The organism is Neisseria subflava (genome assembly GCF_003044645.1).
Lineage (GTDB): Bacteria > Pseudomonadota > Gammaproteobacteria > Burkholderiales > Neisseriaceae > Neisseria > Neisseria subflava_B.
This window is the reverse complement of sequence record NZ_POXL01000006.1, coordinates 99,810-115,599: the sequence shown is the minus strand read 5'-3', so window position 1 is coordinate 115,599 and position 15,790 is coordinate 99,810. Positions and strand designations below refer to the sequence as shown.

13 protein-coding genes are annotated in these 15,790 nt (G+C 49.6%); 9 read left to right on the top strand and 4 right to left on the bottom strand.

Annotated elements, in window-relative coordinates:
• Positions 1-15: 15 nt before the first annotated feature.
• Positions 16-867, bottom strand: coding sequence for a TIR domain-containing protein (locus DBY97_RS07980; protein WP_234394537.1), 852 nt, complete (start codon positions 865-867; stop codon positions 16-18).
• A gap of 78 nt (positions 868-945) precedes the next feature.
• Complete coding sequence (nrdA, locus tag DBY97_RS07975) at positions 946-3,225, bottom strand: class 1a ribonucleoside-diphosphate reductase subunit alpha (protein ID WP_107857997.1); 2,280 nt, start codon at positions 3,223-3,225, stop codon at positions 946-948.
• Positions 3,226-3,629: 404 nt separating this feature from the next.
• Here nrdA and DBY97_RS07970 point away from each other — a divergent pair, with 404 nt between their 5' ends.
• Positions 3,630-3,962 (top strand): stress response protein, encoded by a 333-nt coding sequence (locus DBY97_RS07970; protein ID WP_107857996.1) that lies wholly within the window; start codon positions 3,630-3,632, stop codon positions 3,960-3,962.
• A gap of 51 nt (positions 3,963-4,013) precedes the next feature.
• Here DBY97_RS07970 and DBY97_RS07965 read toward each other — a convergent pair whose 3' ends face one another.
• Positions 4,014-4,748: an epoxyqueuosine reductase QueH gene (locus DBY97_RS07965; protein ID WP_107857995.1), complete on the bottom strand. Its 735-nt coding sequence runs from the start codon at positions 4,746-4,748 to the stop codon at positions 4,014-4,016.
• Positions 4,749-4,860: 112 nt separating this feature from the next.
• Positions 4,861-6,303 carry a patatin-like phospholipase family protein gene (locus tag DBY97_RS07960; RefSeq protein WP_107857994.1) on the bottom strand — a complete coding sequence of 481 codons (1,443 nt, stop codon included), beginning with the start codon at positions 6,301-6,303 and terminating at the stop codon, positions 4,861-4,863.
• Positions 6,304-6,443: 140 nt separating this feature from the next.
• Between DBY97_RS07960 and recO the strand changes: the two genes are divergently transcribed.
• The 8 genes from recO (at position 6,444) to acnD (ending at position 15,721) form a co-directional block, all read left to right on the top strand.
• Positions 6,444-7,187, top strand: a complete 744-nt coding sequence (gene recO, locus DBY97_RS07955; RefSeq protein ID WP_107857993.1) for a DNA repair protein RecO — start codon at positions 6,444-6,446, stop codon at positions 7,185-7,187.
• A gap of 67 nt (positions 7,188-7,254) precedes the next feature.
• Positions 7,255-7,983 carry a pyridoxine 5'-phosphate synthase gene (gene pdxJ / locus DBY97_RS07950; protein ID WP_107857992.1) on the top strand — a complete coding sequence of 243 codons (729 nt, stop codon included), beginning with the start codon at positions 7,255-7,257 and terminating at the stop codon, positions 7,981-7,983.
• A gap of 88 nt (positions 7,984-8,071) precedes the next feature.
• A complete protein-coding gene (acpS, locus tag DBY97_RS07945; protein WP_107857991.1) occupies positions 8,072-8,449 on the top strand; it encodes a holo-ACP synthase in 378 nt (125 codons plus the stop codon).
• 155 nt (positions 8,450-8,604) lie between these two features.
• Complete coding sequence (locus DBY97_RS07940) at positions 8,605-9,408, top strand: NUDIX domain-containing protein (RefSeq protein ID WP_234394544.1); 804 nt, start codon at positions 8,605-8,607, stop codon at positions 9,406-9,408.
• A gap of 1 nt (position 9,409) precedes the next feature.
• Positions 9,410-9,832 (top strand): hypothetical protein, encoded by a 423-nt coding sequence (locus tag DBY97_RS07935; RefSeq protein ID WP_107857989.1) that lies wholly within the window; start codon positions 9,410-9,412, stop codon positions 9,830-9,832.
• Between the two features lie 767 nt (positions 9,833-10,599).
• Positions 10,600-11,475 carry a methylisocitrate lyase gene (gene prpB, locus DBY97_RS07930; RefSeq protein WP_199900756.1) on the top strand — a complete coding sequence of 292 codons (876 nt, stop codon included), beginning with the start codon at positions 10,600-10,602 and terminating at the stop codon, positions 11,473-11,475.
• 84 nt (positions 11,476-11,559) lie between these two features.
• Positions 11,560-12,714, top strand: coding sequence for a bifunctional 2-methylcitrate synthase/citrate synthase (prpC, locus tag DBY97_RS07925; protein ID WP_063075771.1), 1,155 nt, complete (start codon positions 11,560-11,562; stop codon positions 12,712-12,714).
• Positions 12,715-13,114: 400 nt separating this feature from the next.
• Entirely contained in the window at positions 13,115-15,721 is a 2,607-nt protein-coding gene (gene acnD, locus DBY97_RS07920; RefSeq protein ID WP_107857987.1) for a Fe/S-dependent 2-methylisocitrate dehydratase AcnD, read from the top strand.
• Positions 15,722-15,790 lie beyond the last annotated feature (69 nt).

The following is a 15,790-nucleotide window of genomic DNA, read 5'->3' as shown; positions in this document are numbered from 1 at the left end:
TCTAGGGCTATTATTTCAAAGTTTATTCATATCAATATCGAATCCTGCCGCTTTTAACTCTTTGGCAATTTTGTATTTCCATTGGTCAATATCATTTGCTGGTATATAACCTACACCTTGAATATCTGATGGAAATTCAACATCATCACTGACTAAGCAACAAACTCTTTCTCTCCCTAACTTAGCCATCAAATAGCCATGTTCAAGCACTACATTTTGTCTGGCGCGGGGTTTAAGCTTTCCCTCTTCTGACTTCAGACGACCTTCGTCGCATGGCGTATAAAGAACAATACCAAAACCTACATCTGTACATTCTTCAATTTTTTCAATAATTGTTTTTCCATTATTGGCTTGCTCTTGCAAAATAATCGGTTCTAGCCCTAATGCTCTTAGTACATTCTCTACTTGCGTGCGGAGAAGAGTATCCCGACCATGAACAATGAAAACTTTATGATTGGAATAAATGGGTATCTCTTTTTTTAATTCCGAAACAGCAGTATCCAATGAGTTTTGAGCTTCTTCCAAAATTTCATCAGTTATATCTTTTGTATATTGTTCGTCTCTTGATACTATTTCTCTTGAATATCTAAAGGAAGAATATACGCGGAGACTTTTCTGTTTTCTATCCAACTCATCTTGTTTAACTTTTCTAATTGTTTCAGTGTTTAATTCAGATTGCGTTACAACAAATCGACAAGCATTATCTATCAAATAACCATATACTCTTAATGGTTGCCCTTTTAGATGCCGAACTGCAAACTTCTCCAATACTTTTTCTTTATCATCTATATCAAGCTGATGATATTGTCTATTATTGCCATTTTTATCTTTTTCATTGGTTTCTACTAATACATGATAAAACATCATTTTTCCCTTCAGCATTATTCTCTCAATATTTTTCAGACGACCTTTTAAACGCTAAAAGTCGTCTGAAAATCCCCCTTATCAAATCTTACAAGCCCCGCCCGCGCAGCTGTCATCTTGAATATCGGCCTGCGTATCGTCCGCTCCGTCGCGGGTGTTATGGTAGTACAGGGTTTTGACGCCGTATTTATAGGCGGTCAGCAGGTCTTTGAGCATTTGTTTCATGGAAACTTTGCTGCCTTCAAATTTGTTCGGGTCGTAGGCGGTATTGGCGGAAATCGATTGATCGACGAATTTTTGCATTACGCCGACGAGTTTCAGGTAGCCTTCGTTGCCGGGAAGCTGCCACAGGGTTTCGTAGGCATCTTTCAGGGTTTCAAATTCCGGTACGACTTGTTTCAAAATACCGTCTTTTGATGCTTTAACGCTGACCAGGCCACGTGGGGGCTCGATGCCGTTGGTGGCGTTGGCAATTTGCGAGCTGGTTTCAGACGGCATGAGTGCGGTCAGGGTTGAGTTGCGCAGACCGTATTTGACGATGTCGGCGCGCAGGCTTTCCCAGTCGTAGTGCAAAGGCTCGTTGCACACGGCATCCAAGTCTTTTTTGTAGGTGTCGATAGGCAGTTTGCCTTGCGAATAAACGGTTTGATTGAACAGCGGGCATGCGCCGTATTCTTTGGCAAGGTTTACCGATGCTTTGAGCAGGTAATACTGCATGGCTTCAAAGGTGCGGTGGGTCAGGCCGAGGGCTGAGTCGTCGCTGTAAGGTACGCCGTTTTTCGCCAGATAGTAGGCGTAGTTGATGACGCCGATACCGAGTGTGCGGCGGTTCATGGTTGCGGTGCGAGCGGCTGCAACCGGATAGTCTTGATAATCCAACAGGGCATCAAGTGCACGTACGGTCAAATCGGCAAGCTCTTCCAGTTCGTCCAAGTTGTTCAATGCGCCCAAGTTGAAAGCGGACAGGGTACACAAGGCAATTTCGCCTTCAGCGTCGTTGATGTTGTCCAGCGGTTTGGTCGGCAGGGCGATTTCCATGCACAAGTTGGACTGATGAACAGGCGCAACGCGCGGATCAAACGGGCTGTGCGTGTTGCAGTGGTCAACGTTCTGGATGTAGATACGACCGGTACCGGCGCGCTCCTGCATCAGGGTGGAGAACAATTCTGTTGCCGGTAAAGTACGTTTGCGGATGTTTGGATCTTGTTCGTATTGAGTGTAGAGACGCTCGAATTCGTCTTGGTCGGCGAAGAAGGCATCATACAAACCTGGAACTTCATTCGGCGAGAACAGGGTAATGTTGCCGCCTTTAATCAAGCGGGTGTACAGCAGGCGGTTGATTTGTACGCCGTAGTCCAATTGGCGGATACGGTTGTCTTCTACGCCGCGGTTGTTTTTCAATACCAACAGGCTTTCGGCTTCGATGTGCCACAATGGGTAGAACAAGGTTGCCGCGCCGCCGCGTACGCCGCCTTGCGAGCAGGATTTAACGGCCGCTTGGAACATTTTGAAAAACGGAATGCAGCCGGTGTGTTGCGCTTCGCCGCCACGGATTTCGCTGCCCAAGCCGCGGATACGGCCGGCGTTGATGCCGATGCCTGCGCGTTGGGAAACGTATTTCACAATCGCGCTGGTGGTGGCGTTGATGGAGTCGAGGCTGTCGTCGCATTCAATCAATACGCAGCTTGAGAATTGACGGGTAGGCGTACGCACGCCGCTCATGATAGGTGTAGGCAGCGATACTTTGAATGTGGAAACGGCGTCGTAAAAGCGTTTGACGTAATCCAAACGGGGCTCTTTCGGATATTTGCTGAAGAGACACATCGCCACCAAAATGTATAAAAACTGAGGTGTTTCATAAATTTGGCGGGTAACGCGGTTTTGAACCAGATATTTGCCTTCCAGCTGTTTTACGGCAGCATAAGAGAAGGTCATGTCGCGGCTGTGGTCGATATAGGCATTCAGCTCGTCGAATTCTTCGCGGCTGTAATCTGCGATGATATGGCGGTCGTATTTGCCTGCTTCGGTCAGTTTTTTAACGTGATCGTAGAGGTGAGGCGGCTCGAATTCGCCATAAGCGATTTTGCGCAGATGGAAAATGGCGAGGCGGGCGGCCAGATATTGATAATCGGGCGTATCTTGTGAGATCAGGTCGGCCGCGGCCTTGATGATGGTCTCATGGATGTCGTCGGTACGGATACCGTTGTAAAACTGAATATGTGATTTGAGCTCGACTTGCGATACGGAGACGTTTTGTAAGCCTTCCGCCGCCCAAGTAACAACGCGGTGGATTTTGTCTAAATCGATATTTTCCAAGCGTCCGTCGCGTTTGGTTACTTTAATATTCGTTGCTGCATTCATTGTTCAGTCTTCCCATTAAAAAACACAAGATACGGTATGTGATTGCTTTGAACGGCACAATATAATGTATTTTTCTTTGTTTAACTAGACTTGACAATGCGCTTTTTTCGGGGTGTGGATTAGGGGATGGGAGGCTTAAACCAGATTTTATGTGGCTTTGTGGCGATTTGACATTTTTTTGCATTTGCATCACATTTGTCCAAACATTAGCTAGAGGCTTATGAAATAAAGAAATTTATATTCGGCTTCTGTCTGCATGGAAGGTGTGTTAAATTTTGCAAAGCAAGAAGGATAGTGCTGTAATTGCTTACACTCATTTATCATGAAACATATTGAGAAGTTTGTCGATGTATTAGGCGAGGCATATAATGGGATGACTATCCAACCTAAACTGGGAGCAAATCATGTTGACACTGAAAACTTTAGGTTCTGCACTGGTAGTGGTTGCCGTATTGAGCTTGGGTACTTATTCTGCAGAGGCGGCGGCCAAACCGCATGGCCATCATGTGAGCAAACACCAGCATGCGAAGAAAAACAAATTGCATCCTGCTTGCAAGAGATACCTTGAGCGCCGTGCTGCTTGGTATCGCTATAAAGGCAACAAGGCCGAGTTGAGGGAAAACCGTAAAGCGGCAAAAGCGTTCCGCGGTTTGCCTTATGCCGAGCAAAAAATTCAATGCCAAGCTGCTTATCAGGCATTTGATGATTTTGATCACGGCAAATTCCGCCGCCGTTAATCGTCTGATTTAAACAAAGGCCGTCTGAATGTTTCAGACGGCCTTTGATATTTATTTCTCAATAATGATTTTGTTTTCGGCTTGAGGCTCGTATTGGGTGGATTCATCACCGTAATACAATACGCCCAGCTTGATGGGGATGCGGCCTTGCGATTTGCGGTGGGCATTGGAGTCGCGCAGGGAGTAGGCGCAACCGCAATATTCTTGTTGGTAGAAATGCTCGCGCTTGCTGATTTCAATCATGCGTGCACTGCCGCCGCCTTTGCGCCAGTTGAAATCCCAATAAACCAAGTCATCGTACGGTTCGGCAGCGCGATGGCCGCAGCCGTTGATCTGTTTCATGTCTTTCCAGCGTGAAATGCCCAGTGAGCTGGTGAAAACATGGAAGCCGTTTTCATGAGCGTATTGGGCCGCTTTTTCAAAACGCATATCGAAACACATGGTGCAGCGGATACCGCGTTCGGGTTCAAATTCCATGCCTTTGGCTTTGGCGAACCATTCTTTGCGGTCATTTTCGTAGTCGTCGTCTTTATCGACAAAGGGAATGCCGAATTTGTCCGCAAAGCGCATGTTTTCTTCTTTGCGCAACATATATTCTTTGTGCGGATGGATATTGGGGTTGTAAAAATAAATGGTGTAGTCGATGCCGCTGGCAAGCATGGCTTCCATCACTTCGCCGGAACATGGGGCGCAGCAGGAATGCAGCAGGACTTTTTTATGGCCGCCGGGCGGAACGAGGATGGGGCGGTCAATGTCGGTAACGATGGGAGTGTTTAATTTGGTCATGGTTGGATTCTATTTATTGTTAAGTGTTTCAGACGGCCTTGGGTATTGAGGCCGTCTGAAATATAAAATGAAGCATATATTTTAACAGAGCCGCACTTTATGGAACAGTTTACTACTGCTTTTTCTTTTCGTTCAATGGTTTGAACTCTTGTGCATCCGGAGGCGGGGCTGCGAAGATGGTGTCTGGATTGGGGTGCGCTCCGAATTCTGCCAGCAGGTTGCGGTAGTCCAACGATTGCTTCATCAGTTCGGCAGCGGCGGTACGCAGGTTGTCCACATCTTCCGGCGGCAGATAAAAACTGGTCGGAATGTTCAATACTTTTTCCCTCAACTCGGAAGGAGGGAGGTCTTTGAGGTTGAGGCTGACGAAGGAGAAGCTGATGCCGTCGGTTTGTTTGTCTTTATTCCACTGATCGACGAAAGCACGGAAACGGCGCAGGGATTCTTGCGAGTTTTGGTCAATGGGGATATTGACGATGGAGGAGACGACGTCGCGGAAACCGGGAACGGCCGCAGTTTTGTCCAAATTGCTGCTGACTTGGTTTTGCGCATTGACGTTGATGACGACGATATGGCGGATGTTGTTTTGCAGGATTTTGTTTGTCAGGATTTTTTCCGGGTACATTTCCGTCATATCCAAAAGGCTACGCATACCCAGATTGTCGGTCAGGCCGCCGTCTATCAGGTGGATGTAGGGTCGGTTTTTCCCGTCTGCGTATTTTTGGAAGCGCTCGTAAAATTCTTTTATGGTGCGGCTTTGTTGTCTGCCTGTTTCGCTGTCGTCTGCATCTTCGATTTTGATCGGTGGCGTGTAGCTGCAGCGTCCGCCGTTGTTGTTTAGGGTAATCGGTGCAAATACCATAGGCACGGAGCTTGAAGCTGCGACGGCGCGGGCAAGTCGCAAGTCGCCCAAGTCGATACACATCGGGTCGAAATATTCCTGCGTGAAATTGAAACGCTCGCCTATGCCCATATCGGTGGCGGAAATGATGGCAAACGGGCCTTTGGCATTTTTTTCCAAATCGCGGAAAGTGGTTTTGCCGAAAAGGTAGTTTTCAAACTGCTCCTGTAACAGATCGCCGCGTCCGTATTCAGGCGAGGCCAGTCGGGGCAGATTGGACATGGAAAATGCTTGTTTGACGACTTGGCGTTGGAAGTTTTGGTGTAGGAAACGTTTATAAAACAAAGGAATGGTTTCTTCGCCCTTGAGTGCAAAATAAGCTGCCAAAACCGAGCCGCCGGATACGCCGACCACTACATCGACATTCGACATCAAAGACTGTTTTTTGCCGCCGATAGTAATCTGCTGCTTATGAAGCTGCTCCAACACGCCATAACCCAAGGCCGCCGCACGCGTACCGCCGCCGGAGAACATCAACACAACAAGCGTATCGTCTTCGTCGTTGCGCTGAAGCCGGCTGGTTTCAAAGCGGTAGCCGCGTTGCAGGTCGACCGTATCAATACCGGCAACAGGCTGATATTTTACCAGTGAGCAGGCGGATAATAGGGCTGCGGAGAGCAGGGAAAGGGCAGATTTAAAAGAGAATTTCGGCATAAACACAGGAAAGTCGGTTGTTTATTCAAAACGGATTATAAAGGTTTTCAGACGGACTTTATAGAAGGCAGACTTTCAGACGGCCTTTTTGCGTCGATTTTCCGTTATAATCGACACAATCTTTATCTTTCCAAACCCTTATGGCGCAACCAAACCGCATCAACCACGAACCTATCTTTCTGCTTGCTTCCGCCCCTTGGCGCGAGAGCAGCTTGTGGGTGGAGGCTTTCAGCCGCCGCTATGGGCGGGTGGCTTTGTTGGCCAGAAGCGCGCGCAAACGGCAGAGTGAATTGCGCGGCGTGTTGGTGCCGTTTGTGCCGGTGAGCGCGTCTTGGTATGGCTCGCAAGAGTTGAAGACCCTGCATCGCGCCGAATGGATAGGCGGGTGGCCGCAACCGCAGGGCAGGGCTTTGTTCAGCGGATTGTATGTGAACGAGTTGATGCTGAAGTTGACCGTCCGCGAAGACCCGTTGCCCGAGCTTTACGATGTTTTGGCGGAAACCATGAAAACCATCTGTTGCGAGGCCAACCACATTGCCGCTTTGCGCCGTTTTGAATGGTCTCTGTTGACACGCTTGGGCTTTGCCCCCGATTTGTTCCATGACGGCAACGGCAATGAAATTAACGGCGAAGAAACTTATTGGCTCACACCGGAAGAGGCTGTAATTCCCCTGTCTGAGGCCGACCGCTTTCACACACTCAATAAGGGCGTGGCCGTATTGGGCGCGACTTTAATCGATTTGAGGGAAGGTAGTTTCGTTCATCAGGAAAGCCTCGGTCAGGCTTTGAAAGTGACGCGGCTTTTGATTGACAACCTTCTACCAGAGGGCATTAAGTCTCGGCAGGTTTTGCAGCAGTTGCAGCAGTTTGGTTTGGGCAGTTGAATTTTTTCAGACGGCCTTTGTAGGTAAAGGCTCAGGCCGTCTGAAACCTTAATGAAAGGACATTATTATGTTGTTAGGCGTAAACATCGACCATATTGCCACCGTCCGCAATGCGCGCGGTACGATTTATCCCAGCCCTGTCGAGGCGGCGCTGATTGCGGAAACCCACGGCGCAGATTTGATTACCATGCACTTGCGTGAAGACCGCCGCCATATTAAAGATGCGGACGTGTTCGCCGTTAAAAACGCCATCCGCACGCGTCTGAATTTGGAAATGGCGCTGACGGAAGAAATGCTGGAAAACGCGCTCAACGTCATGCCTGAAGATGTGTGCCTCGTGCCTGAAAAACGTCAAGAAGTGACTACAGAAGGCGGTTTGGACGTATTGGCGCAACAGGATAAAGTGGCCGAATTCACCAAAATCCTGACCGGCGCAGGCATCCGCGTGTCTTTGTTTATCGATGCCGACAACGCGCAAATCCAAGCCGCTTATGATGTCGGCGCACCCGTTATCGAATTGCACACCGGTGCATATGCCGATGCGCACAGCCACGCCGAGCAAATAAAACAATTCGAGCGCATTCAAAACGGCGCGCATTACGCCAGCGATTTGGGTTTGGTCGTTAACGCCGGACACGGCCTGACCATTCACAATGTTACGCCGATTGCTCAAATTCTCGCCATCCGCGAGCTGAACATCGGCCATTCGCTGATTTCCCAAGCACTCTTCCTCGGCCTGCCTGAAGCTGTCCGCCAGATGAAGGAAGTCATGTTCAGAGCAAGAATGCTGCCTTAACGGCATCAGCCATACAGGCTAAAGCGGTTTGCTTTGGCCGGTATCCACACTTTCAGACGGCCTGACTATTTAAACAAGGAGCAGACCCATGATTTACGGAATAGGTACAGACATTGTTTCCCTCAAACGCATTATCCGCCTAAACAAAAAATTCGGACTGGCATTTGCGCAACGCATTCTCAGTCCGGAAGAGCTGTTGGAGTTTCCGCAGGCAGGCAAACCGGTTAACTATCTTGCCAAACGCTTTGCCGCCAAAGAGGCTTTTGCCAAAGCCGTCGGGACGGGCATACGCGGCGTGGTGTCCTTCCGCAATATCGGTGTTGGGCATGATGCATTGGGCAAGCCTGAATTGTTTTTTGCACCGGCTTTGACCAAATGGCTGGAAGAGCAGGGCATCCGCGGCTGTCATCTGAGCATGAGCGATGAAGAGGATACCGTCATGGCTTTTGTCATTGCGGAAAAATAAGGCCGGATTTAAGTATTCTGAAATAGAGCATCCTTTTCAGACGGCCTGAAGAGTTAGGTATTTGTCAAAGGTCGGGCGTATAGGCCCGACATCGTTTTTTTTTACACATAAATCGGCAGGTGTCGCCGCCTGCCTCATATAAGAATAATCTCATGATGACTGAAGACACACGTCCATTGGTGCAAGTGGTTGCTGGGATTTTGCTCGACAAAAACGGCCGCTACCTGCTCAGTTCCCGCCCGGAGGGCAAGCTGTATGCCGGCTATTGGGAATTTGCCGGCGGCAAGGTTGAAGCAGGCGAAAGCGATTTTCAAGCCTTGCAACGCGAGTTTGAAGAAGAACTCGGCATCCGTATCCTCGTCGCTACGCCATGGCTGACCAAAGTCCATTCCTACGAACACGCACATGTACGCCTGCATTTTTTATGGGTAGAAGCCGACCAATGGGCGGGCGAAATCCAATCGAGGGAAGGGCAGAAATGGGCATGGCAAAAGGCAGGGGATTTTACCGTTGCGCCGATGTTGCCTGCCAATAGCGCATTATTACGTTCCCTCTCTATTCCGCGCCAGCTTCAAGGCCGTCTGAAAAGCGGCTTGAGCGGTCAAAACAGCATGGGCGAATATCATGTTGTGCCATATATGTCGGCTCAGCATCAAACCGCATCTGCCGTATTGTTGGAATTTGCCGATTGGCAGCAAGGCAAGCCGATAGAAGCGTCTAGCGCATGGCCAATCATTGAAAATGCCGAACAATGGCAGCAGGTGCAAAATGCGGATGCCGTCGTATGGAAAGTGGCGAATGAAGCGGCCGCCAAGCAAGTTATGGATATTTTGGCGCAAGGCGTGGCTATGCCGTTGATTGCAGCTGCTCCGGAAAGTATGGTTTCCATTTATCGCGAACAGTGGCAGAGCATGGGTGCGCATGCTGTTTTGATCGATAATGATATTGAGGCCGTCTGAAATGAGTAAAAATCAAAAACTACTGATTGCTGCTGTTTTACTGATTGTGTTTGCGGCGGCTAAACTGCTGCTCTTGGATTGGTGGCAGCGGCAACAGACAAAAGCGAATGTAGTCGAATGTAGTCTGACACAAGGCTGCGTTCTGCCTGACGGTTCAAAAGTGCGTGCGACCTCTATCAATACACACGAGCCGTTTGATATTGTGGTGGAGAATGTGCCGGAGAATACGGGTGCGGTCAGTATCAGTTTCAGTATGAAAAACATGAACATGGGCTTCAACCGCTATAACCTGACGCAACAATCGCCACAAAGTTGGCAGGCTGCGCAAATCCGCTTGCCGTTTTGCGTCGAAGGCCGCCATGATTACACTGCCGACATTACCATTGGCAAACAGACTTTTCAGACGGCATTTAGTGCAGAGTAGTCATCATGCAAAGGCCGTCTGAAAATTTAAAGGCTAAAATTTTAAAATTTTTCAGAAGGTATATTTAAAAGTTCCTTATAAATGAATCAATTATAAATTATTTTTGGATAGATTGTTTACAATTATTTTGACTATAAGCCAAAAGCACAAAACGGACAGAAGCTAAGCCACGCAAGGATTTGATGTGGTACAGCCTGTCCATTTTTTACATTTGTTGCAAAAAAATCGTTTATTAATAACTGAAATTTTTATAATTTTTTTGAAAAAAGTGTTTGACAAGACCGGTTTTATTTTTTAAATTTGTTTCCATAAATAAAAACTACATCGCACTACAAAGGAACATCATCATGAATCTGTATCAAACCACTCTCTCTTGTTATAGATTTTCTCCCATCTCTGCCGCTCCCGTCGCCGCCAGTTTATTGGCAGTCCCGACGGTCTGAAGGCTCTCAACCCGAATCCAGTTTCCGTATTCCTACAAACGCTTCGGGTTTTAAAATATCTGTATCTCCAATCGAATTCATATTTTGATTAATAAAAATTAAAAAACGTACACCTCTGCTTCAGCCTTATTGTATTTATTGTTTTGATAACTATTTGTATTTATTGATTTTAAATTTTCAGATGGTTGATGATTGAAATTTTACAGGCCGTCTGAAAACAGTTTTTAGAACGATTGTTTCTTTTTAAACGGTTCGTTTCAAGTTGTGAAAAAACCGAGCCGTCCGATTAATACTGATGAAAAAAGTCTATAAAGGAGAAATATGATGAGTCAACACTCTGCCGGAGCACGTTTCCGCCAAGCCGTGAAAGAATCAAATCCACTTGCCGTGGTCGGTTGCGTCAATGCTTATTTTGCACGATTGGCCACTCAAAGCGGTTTCAAAGCGATTTACCTGTCTGGCGGCGGCGTGGCAGCCTGCTCTTGCGGTATCCCTGATTTGGGCATCACCACAATGGAAGATGTTCTGATCGACGCGCGACGCATTACGGACAACGTGGATACGCCTCTGCTGGTGGACATCGATGTGGGTTGGGGCGGTGCATTCAATATTGCCCGTACCATTCGCAACTTTGAACGCGCTGGTGTTGCAGCAGTTCACATCGAAGATCAGGTAGCGCAAAAACGCTGCGGCCACCGTCCGAACAAAGCCATCGTTTCTAAAGATGAAATGGTCGACCGTATCAAAGCTGCCGTAGATGCGCGCGTTGATGAGAACTTTGTGATTATGGCGCGTACCGATGCGCTGGCGGTAGAAGGTTTGGATGCCGCTATCGAACGCACTCAGGCTTGTGTCGAAGCCGGTGCAGACATGATTTTCCCTGAAGCCATGACCGATTTGAAAATGTACCGCCAATTTGCAGATGCAGTGAAAGTACCTGTATTGGCCAACATTACCGAGTTTGGTTCCACTCCGCTTTATACCCAAAGCGAGCTGGCTGAAAACGGCGTGTCACTGGTGCTGTATCCACTGTCGTCATTCCGCGCAGCAAGCAAAGCCGCTCTGAATGTTTATGAAGCAATTATGCGCGATGGAACTCAGGCCGCAGTGGTTGACAGTATGCAAACCCGTGCCGAGCTGTACGAGCATCTAAACTATCATGCCTTCGAGCAAAAACTGGATAAATTGTTTCAAAAATAAGTAACCGCTTTCAGACGGCCTTTCAACAAATCCGCATCGGCCGTCTGAAAAATAAAACCCACAAAAATACAAAGGAGAAATACCATGACTGAAACTACTCAAACCCCGACTTTCAAACCTAAAAAATCCGTTGCGCTTTCTGGCGTTGCGGCCGGTAATACCGAATTGTGTACCGTTGGCCGTACCGGCAACGATTTGAGCTATCGCGGTTATGACATCTTGGATTTGGCACAAAAATGCGAGTTTGAAGAAGTCGCCCACCTGCTGATTCACGGTCATCTGCCCAACAAATTCGAGCTGGCCGCTTATAAAACCAAGCTCAAATCCATGCGCGGCCTGCCTATCCGTGTGATTAAAGTTTTGGAAAGCCTGCCTGCACATACCCATCCGATGGATGTGATGCGTACCGGCGTATCCATGCTGGGCTGCGTTCATCCTGAACGTGAAAGCCATCCGGAAAGTGAAGCGCGCGACATCGCCGACAAACTGATTGCCAGCCTCGGCAGCCTCCTCTTGTACTGGTATCAATATTCGCACAACGGCAAACGCATTGAAGTTGAAAGCGACGAAGAGACCATCGGCGGTCATTTCCTGCACTTGTTGCACGGCAAACGCCCAAGCGAATCACACATCAAAGCCATGCACGTTTCACTGATTCTGTATGCCGAACACGAGTTCAACGCTTCTACCTTCACTGCCCGCGTGATTGCCGGTACAGGCTCTGATATGTACTCCAGCATTACCGGTGCAATCGGCGCCTTGAAAGGTCCGAAACACGGCGGTGCGAACGAGGTGGCTTACGATATTCAAAAACGCTACCGCAATGCCGACGAAGCCGAAGCAGACATCCGCGAACGTATCGGCCGCAAAGAAATCGTGATCGGTTTCGGTCATCCGGTGTACACCATCTCCGACCCTCGCAACGTTGTTATTAAAGAAGTGGCACGCGGTTTGAGCAAAGAAACCGGCGATATGCGCCTCTTTGACATTGCCGAACGCTTGGAGAGCGTGATGTGGGAAGAGAAAAAAATGTTCCCGAATCTGGACTGGTTCTCCGCCGTTTCCTACCAAAAATTGGGCGTACCGACCGCTATGTTCACACCGCTGTTCGTGATTTCCCGTACAACCGGTTGGAGCGCACACGTTCTCGAGCAACGCAAAGACGGCAAAATCATCCGTCCGAGCGCAAACTACACAGGCCCTGAAGATTTGGCATTCGTGGAGATTGAAAACCGTTGATACGCGTAACAGCAGGGTGGGCCGCCAGCCCGCCCCATCTCGAAATGCCGTTTGAAAACAATGAATAAATGATGTTTTCGTTTTTCGACGGCCTAGTGCAGTATGCGAGAGAGAGAGCCGGCCGTTTGGAAAACATGCTGCTCTGCTGTCGTCATTCCCATACAGGCAGAAATTCAAAAGTTGAAATGTCCTGCTGTAAAGAGTGCTGAAAAATTTAAGTTTGGATTTCCGTCTATACGGGAATGATGGTAGCGGAGCAGCAATTTTTTTTCATACCGCGAATAGATTTCAGACAACAAGCAATAAAACAGAATTTATGGTTTCAGACGGCCTTAAGGTCCGAATCAACAGGCCGTCTGAAACCCAAAACCAAAAAAAGAATAGATTTAGGAGAACCGACATGACTGCCAACCAACGCTACCGCAAAGCTTTACCCGGTACGGATTTGGAATATTACGACGCGCGTCAGGCGTGTGAAGACATCAAACCAGGCTCTTATGACAAGCTGCCTTACACAAGCCGCATCTTGGCTGAGAACTTGGTCAACCGCGCAGACAAAGTCGACCTGCCTACGCTGCAAAGCTGGCTGGGTCAGCTGATTGAGGGAAAACAGGAAATCGACTTCCCTTGGTATCCGGCGCGCGTGGTGTGTCACGATATTCTGGGTCAGACAGCGTTGGTGGATTTGGCAGGTTTGCGCGATGCGATTGCAGAGAAGGGCGGCGATCCTGCCAAAGTGAATCCGGTGGTGCAGACGCAGCTGATTGTCGATCACTCGCTGGCGGTGGAATGCGGCGGCTACGACCCCGATGCGTTCCGCAAAAACCGCGAAATCGAAGACCGCCGCAACGAAGACCGTTTCCACTTTATCAACTGGACGAAAACCGCCTTTGAAAATGTGGACGTGATTCCGGCGGGTAACGGCATCATGCACCAAATCAATCTGGAAAAAATGTCGCCCGTCGTCCAAGTTAAAAACGGCGTGGCGTTTCCCGATACCTGCGTCGGCACCGATTCGCATACGCCGCACGTCGATGCGCTGGGCGTGATTTCCGTGGGTGTGGGCGGTTTGGAAGCGGAAACGGTGATGCTGGGGCGCGCGTCCATGATGCGCCTGCCCGATATCGTCGGCGTTGAACTGACCGGCAAACGCCAGCCGGGCATTACTGCCACCGACATCGTGTTGGCACTGACCGAATTCTTGCGTAAAGAGCGCGTGGTTGGCGCATTTGTCGAGTTTTTCGGTGAAGGTGCAAGAAGCCTGTCGATCGGCGACCGCGCCACCATTTCCAACATGACCCCTGAGTTCGGCGCGACTGCCGCGATGTTTGCTATTGATGAGCAAACCATTGATTATTTGAAACTGACCGGACGCGACGACGCGCAAGTGAAATTGGTAGAAACCTACGCCAAAACCGCAGGCTTGTGGGCAGATGCCTTGAAAACCGCCGTTTATCCTCGCGTATTGAAATTTGATTTGAGCAGCGTAACGCGCAATATGGCAGGCCCGAGCAACCCGCACGCGCGTTTTGCCACCGTCGATTTGACGGCAAAAGGGCTGGCGAAGCCTTACGAAGAGCCTTCAGACGGCCAAATGCCTGACGGAGCAGTGATTATTGCTGCGATTACTTCCTGTACCAATACTTCCAATCCGCGCAACGTTGTCGCCGCCGCGCTGTTGGCACGCAATGCCAACCGCCTCGGCTTGAAACGCAAACCTTGGGTGAAATCTTCGTTTGCCCCGGGTTCAAAAGTAGCTGAAATTTATTTGAAAGAAGCAGGCTTGTTGCCCGAAATGGAAAAACTCGGCTTCGGTATCGTCGCCTTCGCATGTACCACCTGCAACGGCATGAGCGGTGCGCTCGATCCGAAAATCCAGAAAGAAATCATCGACCGCGATTTGTACGCCACCGCCGTATTGTCGGGCAACCGCAACTTCGACGGCCGCATCCACCCGTATGCGAAACAGGCTTTCCTCGCTTCGCCTCCTTTGGTTGTTGCCTATGCGCTGGCAGGCAGCATCCGTTTCGATATTGAAAACGACGTACTCGGCGTTGCAGACGGCCGCGAAATCCGCCTGAAAGACATTTGGCCGACCGACGAAGAAATCGATGCCGTCGTTGCCGAATATGTGAAACCGCAGCAGTTCCGCGACGTGTATGTGCCGATGTTCGACACCGGCAAAGCGCAAAAAGCCCCAAGCCCACTGTACGATTGGCGTCCGATGTCCACCTATATCCGCCGCCCACCTTACTGGGAAGGCGCATTGGCAGGGGAACGCACATTAAGAGGTATGCGACCGCTGGCGATTTTGCCCGACAACATCACCACCGACCACATTTCACCGTCCAACGCGATTTTGGCGGCGAGTGCGGCAGGCGAATATCTGGCAAAAATGGGTTTGCCCGAAGAAGACTTCAATTCCTACGCCACCCACCGCGGCGACCACCTTACCGCCCAACGCGCCACCTTCGCTAATCCGAAACTGTTTAACGAAATGGTGAAAAACGAAGACGGCAGCGTACGCCAAGGTTCGCTGGCACGCGTTGAACCCGAAGGCGAAACCATGCGCATGTGGGAAGCCATCGAAACCTATATGAACCGCAAACAGCCGCTCATCATCATCGCCGGTGCGGACTACGGCCAAGGCTCCAGCCGCGACTGGGCGGCGAAGGGCGTGCGGCTGGCGGGCGTGGAAGCCATCGCCGCCGAAGGCTTCGAGCGCATCCACCGCACCAACCTCATCGGCATGGGCGTTTTGCCGCTGCAATTCAAACCCGGCACCAACCGCCACACCCTGCAACTGGACGGCACGGAAACCTACGATGTGGTCGGCGAACGCAAACCGCGCGGCGACCTGACCCTCGTCATCCACCGCAAAAACGGCGAAACCGTCGAAGTCCCCGTTACCTGCCGCCTCGATACTGCAGAAGAAGTGTTGGTGTACGAAGCCGGCGGCGTGCTGCAACGGTTTGCACAGGACTTTTTGGAAGGAAATGCAGCGTAAGGTAAATCGGGCATCGTCAAAATGCCCGGGCTACGCCCAAAAAGGTTTTCAGACGGCCTTGAATGTTTG